This is a genomic window from Streptomyces sp. NPDC058671 (genome assembly GCF_042716475.1).
Classification (GTDB): domain Bacteria; phylum Actinomycetota; class Actinomycetes; order Streptomycetales; family Streptomycetaceae; genus Streptomyces.
Window position 1 is genome coordinate 210,352 of the sequence record NZ_JBHXSA010000012.1, and the last position, 6,127, is coordinate 216,478.

A 6,127-nucleotide genomic window follows, 5' to 3' on the forward strand; every position below is an offset into this window, starting at 1 on the left:
GCGGGCCGGGTACGGGGGAGGCACTGTCGCGCCCCTCGGGGAGCCGCCGCCCGGTACGATCGCGCAGCCCGCCGCACCCGTCACAGAACGGAACGCCCGATGCTGAAGGACTTCGCCGGCCTCTCCACGCCGCTCGTCGCCGACGCCTGCGTACGCCTCGGGGAACCGCTGCGCGCGGCGCCCGCCGGGATCCTCCCCGTCGTCCCCGGGATGCGCGTCGCCGGGCGGGCGCTCCCCGCCCGGCACTACGGAAGCGTCGACGTCTTCCTGGAGGCCTTCGCGCACGCCGGGCCCGGAGACGTCCTCGTCATCGACAACGCGGGCCGCGACGACGAGGCCTGCGTCGGCGACCTCGCCGTCCTGGAGGCCGAGGCCGCGGGCGTCGCCGGGCTCGTCGTCTGGGGCCTGCACCGGGACACCCCCGACCTCGTGGAGATCGGGCTGCCCGTCTTCTCGTACGGACGTCACGCCCCCGGCCCCGTACGGGTCGACCCCCGGGACCCGGACGCGCTCGGCACCGCCCGCTTCGGCGAGCACCGGGTGACCGCCGCCGACGTGGTGTTCGGCGACGACGACGGCGTGGTGTTCGTGACGGCCGACCGGGCGGCCGCCGTCCTGGAGGCCGCCCGCACCCTCCATGACACGGAGCGCGAGCAGGCCCGCCGGATCAGGGCGGGGGAGACCCTCCGCGGGCAGACCCGGTTCGACGCCTATCTGGCGGCCCGGGCCGAGGACCCCTCGTACACCTTCCGGCAGCATCTGCGCCGGATCGGCGGCGCGATCGAGGAGTGAGCCCGACGGCGGCCGTCAGCCCTCGAAGCCGACCGTGCCGTCCGGCAGGACCGCCTCCACGCGCGCGCCGTGCTCCACGGTTCTGCTCACCGTGCAGAACTTCTCGTGCGTCAGGCGCACCCCGCGGGCGAACACCTCGGCCGCCCGCGGGTTGTTGTCCGGCAGGTCGAACTCGTAACTCACCCGGATCCGGCCCACCCGGCCGTCGTCCTCGGGACCGGAGACCGATTCCACCACAATCCGCAGACCGTCGTGGTCCACGGCCCGCGCGGTCCGGTCCACGACGAGGCCCCCGCAACCGCCCATCGCCGCGAGCAGCAACTCGACCGGGGTGAACGAGGGCTGGGCGTCGGCGTCGTCCGCCGCGGCCATCCGGACCTCCGCGCCCCGATCGTTACGGGCGGTCCAGTTCCGGTACCCGGTGCGGACGGTCTCGATCCGGTAATCGGCCATGGCGGCGGTCTCCTTCGTCGTCGACGCGCGCCCGTACGGTACGGACGCCCGCCCCAGCATCCCCTGACCGCCCGGGCCCCGACCGCCCCCGGCCGCGCGACACGGCTGAGTAGCCCGCGACGCGCGCCTGAGTACGACGGCCGATACGGCGACCGCGTCCCGCCGCTGGAATGGGACCATGACTTCCGACGCGCGCCGCATCCGCCCGCTCCAGCACGTCACCACCACCGGCACGGCCCTCGCGGTCGCCCTCGGCCCGCTGGTGGTCGGGGCGCTGCTCGCCAGGTCGGTGGGCGGCGACCCGATGGTGTCCGTCAACGCCCTGATCGCGGGCGGCGGCCGGCGCGCCCACCTCTCCCGCGCTCACCTCCGCTCACGCGCTCCGCTCGGTGCCCGCACCGTCGACCGGAGGCGACGGAGCCGTAGACGTCCGCGACTCGCCCTTCGGTAGACCGCGCCTCGGCGTGCGGCAGGGGCGGCCTACGCCTCCGTCGGCGCCGGGTTCGCCCGTACGGTGTCCAGGTACTCCGCCACCGCGTCCCGGTTCCGTGTCAGGCACCGGATCCGTTCGGTCATCCGGTCCCTTTCCTCCTCCAGGGTGGCCAGCATCTCCGGTGTGGCGTCGGGGAAGTGGATGATCCGTGGCTTGTTCAGACACGGCAGGATCTGCTTGATGATCCGGGTCGGCAGCCCGGCGTCCAGGAGTCCCCGAATCTGCAGGACCCGGTCCACGTTCGATCCGTCGTACTCCCGGTAGCCGTTCGGCCGCCGGTCCGCGACGATGAGTCCCTGCTCCTCGTAGTACCGCAGCAGCCTCCGCGGTGTGCCGGTGCGCTCCGACAGCTCCCCGATCCGCATCGAACCCCCCCCTTCCAGGCCCCGCTTGACCCTCACATCAATGTGAGGGTTCAAGCATAGATCCATGGCCAACCACCCCACAGCGGCGGCCCGTTCCGCCGCGCACGACGCACCCGTTCCCGCCGGGCGGCTGACCCTCCCCGCCCCCGACGGGCCCGCACCCTCAGACCGGCTTCCCCTCCTCGCCCTGCTCGCCCTCGCCACCGCCGTCTTCGTCACCAGCCTCACCGAGACCCTCCCCGCCGGTGTCCTGCCCGCCATGAGCGCCGACCTCGGCGTCGGTGAGGCCGCCATGGGCCAGACCGTCACCGTCTACGCCCTCGGGACGGCCCTCACCGCCGTACCCCTGGCCGCGCGTACCGCCGGATGGCGGCGCAAACGCCTGCTGCTCACCTCGGTCGCCGGGTTCGCCGCCGCCAACACCGTCACGGCCCTCTCCTCCTCGTACGCCCTCACCATGGGCGCCCGGTTCCTCGCGGGCGTCGCCGCGGGGGTCGCCTGGGCGCTGCTCGCGGGGTACGCGCGCCGGATCGCACCACCCCGTCTCCAGGGCCGGGCCGTCGCCGTCGCGATGACCGGCATCCCGCTCGCCCTCTCCCTCGGCGTGCCGGCCGGCACCCTCCTCGGCGAAGCCGTGGGCTGGCGCTCCGCGTTCGGCGCCATGACCGTGATCGCCGTCGTGCTCGTCGGCTGGATCGCGCTCGCCGTCCCCGACCTGCCGGGTGAGGCGCACGGCGGGCGCGCCCCGATCGCCCGTACCCTGAAGGTGCCCGGTGTGCTGCCGGTCCTGGCCGTCACCTTCGTGCTCGTCCTGGCCCACACCGTCCTCTACACGTACGTGGCCGCCTATCTGGGGCGGATCGGCCTCGCCGACTCCACCGGGCTCGTCCTGCTGGTCTTCGGCGCCGCCTCGCTCGCCGGGATCTGGTTCACCGGCCGGCACATCGACCGCAGGCCGCGAACCCTGATCCTGGCGGGAACGATCCTGTTCGCCGTCGCGGCCGCGGCACTCGCCGTCCCCTCCGGCGGCACCGCGCTCGTCCTGACGGCCGCCATGCTCTGGGGGTTCGGCTGGGGCGGCGCGCCCACCCTGCTCCAGACCGCGGTCGCCGACGCCGGCGGCGACGCCGCCGACACCGCGCAGACGGTGCTGGTCAGTCTCTGGAACGCGGCCATGGCGGCCGGCGGCCTCGCGGGAGGCGTGCTGCTCGACACCCTCGGCGCGGGCGCCCTGCCCTGGACCGTGCTCGTCCTGCTCCTGCCGGTGGTGGCCGTCGTGGCCGGCGCACGCGTCCATGGATTCCCCGCCCGCCGGTGAGGCGGACCGGTCCTGCCACCGCGCACGAAGGCCCCCACCGCGCCGAGGCGGTGGGGGACCTCCGGTGCGAGGCCGTCAGGCGGCGGGAGGGACCCGGGACGGGCGTCCCGCGCCGCGCGTGAGCGCATGGCCGCCGATGCCCGCGAGGGCCGCGAGCACACCGCCCGCCGCGGTCCAGAGCCAGCGGTCGGACCACCAGCCGGAGGACCAGCCCCCCTCGGGGGCCGCGGCCGCGACGGCCGAGGGCCGCCCCGCGTCGGCGTCGGCCTCCGCCCGGTCGGCGGTCGTCGCTCCCGGCACGAGGGGCGCGGCGAGCGCGCCGTCCGAGGCATGGGCGCCGCCCTCGTCGAGGAGGGTCGCCCCGACCCGGGCGGAGAAGGGCCGACCGAGGTCCTCGTCCGCGAGCCCCGTGACGGTCAGCCGGATGTAATAGCTGCCCGGCAGCGGGTCGTTCGCCCAGGCGTCGGCGGCGGCGCGGACCGGCCGCAGCACACAGGCGAGTTCCACGGTCGCGGTCTCCTTGGCCGCCGTACGGACCTGCGTCCCGTACATGCACGGCTGACGGCGCCGCAGCCCGTCGTACACATCGACCCGCCAGGTCGTCGGCCCGTGCCGCAGGGCCGTGTCGGGCAGCGTGACGGTGGCGTTCACCGTCGGGCGCTGACCGGTGTCCGCGGGGAACACCCAGTACAGGTAGTCGCCCGTGGCCGCCCGGGCGGTGGCGTGCTGCCCCGGAAGGAACCGGGCGGCGGTACGGAAGGTCGTGCCGGCCTCCGTCGGCCCGGCCGTGGACCGGGTGTCCGCGCCCGGGTCCGCCGTGGCGGACGGGGAGTCGGCCAGGGCGGCCGGAGCGGCGAGCCCGAGAAGAGCGGCGCCCGTGAGCGCGGCCGCGGCGAGCATGCGTACGGTACGCATCAGTGGGTCCTCCAGACAGCGACGCGCCAGCGGGTCAGCCAGCCCCAGAGCAGACCGGCCACGAACCCGACGAGCACCAGCGCGCCGAGCAGCCACCAGCCGCGGCCGAGGCCGAACGAGGCGACGTCCGATGCGCCCGACGGACCGTCGACGATGTCCACCGTCAGCTCGATCGGCATGCCCGGCGTCGTCCTGACCGACGGGGGAGCGGAGAAGGAGTTGCTGACCTGGAGGCAGACCGTCTCGGCGGCGGGCTTGGCGTCCCCCGACCCGTCCGCCTCGTCGTCGAGTTCCGGCTTCGGGTAGCGCAGGCCCGTCGAGATGACGTCGGTGCGCCCGTCGCCCGCCTCGGAGCCCCGCACGATCTCCCTGCCGTGCCGGGTGACGGCGCGGAGCAGCACGCCGTAGTCGTCGTGGACGGCCCGGTCGGCCGACACGCTGACGGAGGCGCGCAGTTCCTGACCGGGCAGCAGGTCCACCCGGTACCAGCGGTGCTGACCGAAGGACTCGCGGTCGGTGTACAGGCCGGGCTTGAGCTGCGGCGCGTCGGCGCAGCGCACGGCGCCCTCGGCGGCCACGGGCGTGACGACCGGGTCGGCGGCGCGGTCGATCAGCTGCCGGACCCGGCGGGAGAGGTCCTCGGTGCGGTGGACCGAGGTGTACGTGCCTCCGGTCGCCTCCGCGATGCAGGTGAGCTGCTGCCGGGTCTTGGCGTCCGGCACGAGCCCCAGGGTGTCGATGACGAGGTGGATGCCCTTCGCCGCGATCTCCCGTGCCACCTGGCAGGGGTCGAGCGGGGCGCAGGTGTCCTCGCCGTCCGTGATGAGCACGATCCTGCGGGTGGCGTCGCCGCCCTCCAGGTCCTCGGCAGCGCCGAGGAGGGCGGGGCCGATCGGGGTCCAGCCGGTCGGGGCGAGCGTGGCCACGGCGGTCTTCGCCTCGGTCCGGTCCAGCGGACCGACCGGGTAGAGCTGTCGGGTGTCCTTGCAGCCGCGCTTGCGGTCCGGCCCCGGGTAGTCGGCGCCCAGTGTGCGGATGCCCAGCTGTACCTCCTCGGGCACGGCGTCCAGTACCTCGTTGAAGGCCTGCTTGGCCGCGGCCATCCGGGACGTGCCGTCGATGTCCTTGGCGCGCATGGAGCCGCTGACGTCGAGGACCAGTTCGACCTTGGGGGATTCCTTCGCCACCGGCTCGTCGGCGGCGGCGCCGGTCGGCAGGAGCGCGACGCTCAGGGCGGCGAACAGCGCACAGGCCCCCGTCGCCAGCCGTCTTCTCGTGATCATCGCCGGATCGTATTGATGATCCTCCGACAATCCAAAACCGGGGTACGCGGCCTCCCTGCGGTGAGCCCTCGGCCACGAGCCGGGGATGAGGTGGAAGGACCGGGGTATCCGATGCCCATCTCACCCACTAGGGAGGAATCATGGGTCTGGGAGTGTGCATCATCCTGATCGCGGTCGGGGCCATTCTCACGTTCGCGTCCGACTGGCAGGTCGACGGGGTCAACCTCGATCTTGTCGGTCTGATCCTCATGGCCGTCGGCATCATCGGAACGGCGGTCTACACCAGCATCCTGAGGCGGCGTCGGCTCGTGGTCCCGCCGACCACCACCACGGTGGCGGAGAATGACCGACGAGACCTTCTCTGAGCCGGTGACCGTCCGCACAGGGCGGGTCCCCGCGGACACAGGAGGGGTGGGGGGCCGGACCCGCGGGGGCCCCCCGAGGCGTTGGGGGGTGAGAGCGGGGGGGGGAAGGGTGAACGGCGGGGGTAGGGGGGAGCGTGGCACAC

At 74.3% G+C, this 6,127-nt stretch carries 8 protein-coding genes; 4 read left to right on the forward strand and 4 right to left on the reverse strand.

The genetic code is table 11. The features are described 5' to 3' along the window. The first annotated feature begins 99 nt into the window (after positions 1-99). Positions 100-792, forward strand: coding sequence for an RraA family protein (locus ACFWV2_RS17695; protein ID WP_384405945.1), 693 nt, complete (start codon positions 100-102; stop codon positions 790-792). Between the two features lie 15 nt (positions 793-807). Here ACFWV2_RS17695 and ACFWV2_RS17700 read toward each other — a convergent pair whose 3' ends face one another. Further along, the gene (locus tag ACFWV2_RS17700; RefSeq protein WP_384405946.1) at positions 808-1,245 is read right to left on the reverse strand and encodes an OsmC family protein; all 438 of its coding nucleotides are present in this window, start codon (positions 1,243-1,245) and stop codon (positions 808-810) included. A 178-nt stretch (positions 1,246-1,423) separates the two neighbouring features. Here ACFWV2_RS17700 and ACFWV2_RS17705 point away from each other — a divergent pair, with 178 nt between their 5' ends. Next, complete coding sequence (locus tag ACFWV2_RS17705) at positions 1,424-1,696, forward strand: hypothetical protein (protein WP_384405947.1); 273 nt, start codon at positions 1,424-1,426, stop codon at positions 1,694-1,696. Positions 1,697-1,725: 29 nt separating this feature from the next. On the opposite strand, the gene ACFWV2_RS17710 is transcribed toward ACFWV2_RS17705, so the two are convergent. Then, the gene (locus ACFWV2_RS17710) at positions 1,726-2,103 is read right to left on the reverse strand and encodes a MerR family transcriptional regulator (protein WP_384405948.1); all 378 of its coding nucleotides are present in this window, start codon (positions 2,101-2,103) and stop codon (positions 1,726-1,728) included. A 64-nt stretch (positions 2,104-2,167) separates the two neighbouring features. Here ACFWV2_RS17710 and ACFWV2_RS17715 point away from each other — a divergent pair, with 64 nt between their 5' ends. After that, the gene (locus tag ACFWV2_RS17715; protein ID WP_384405949.1) at positions 2,168-3,421 is read left to right on the forward strand and encodes an MFS transporter; all 1,254 of its coding nucleotides are present in this window, start codon (positions 2,168-2,170) and stop codon (positions 3,419-3,421) included. A gap of 75 nt (positions 3,422-3,496) precedes the next feature. Here the strand turns inward: ACFWV2_RS17715 and ACFWV2_RS17720 are convergent, their stop codons facing one another. Beyond that, a complete protein-coding gene (locus tag ACFWV2_RS17720) occupies positions 3,497-4,336 on the reverse strand; it encodes a hypothetical protein (protein ID WP_384405950.1) in 840 nt (279 codons plus the stop codon). After that, entirely contained in the window at positions 4,336-5,619 is a 1,284-nt protein-coding gene (locus ACFWV2_RS17725; RefSeq protein WP_384405951.1) for a VWA domain-containing protein, read from the reverse strand. Before ACFWV2_RS17725 ends, ACFWV2_RS17720 begins: the two co-directional genes overlap by 1 nt. A gap of 140 nt (positions 5,620-5,759) precedes the next feature. Here ACFWV2_RS17725 and ACFWV2_RS17730 point away from each other — a divergent pair, with 140 nt between their 5' ends. Then, on the forward strand, positions 5,760-5,984 hold the full coding sequence (locus ACFWV2_RS17730; protein WP_360793134.1) for a DUF6458 family protein: 225 nt from the start codon (positions 5,760-5,762) through the stop codon (positions 5,982-5,984). Positions 5,985-6,127 lie beyond the last annotated feature (143 nt).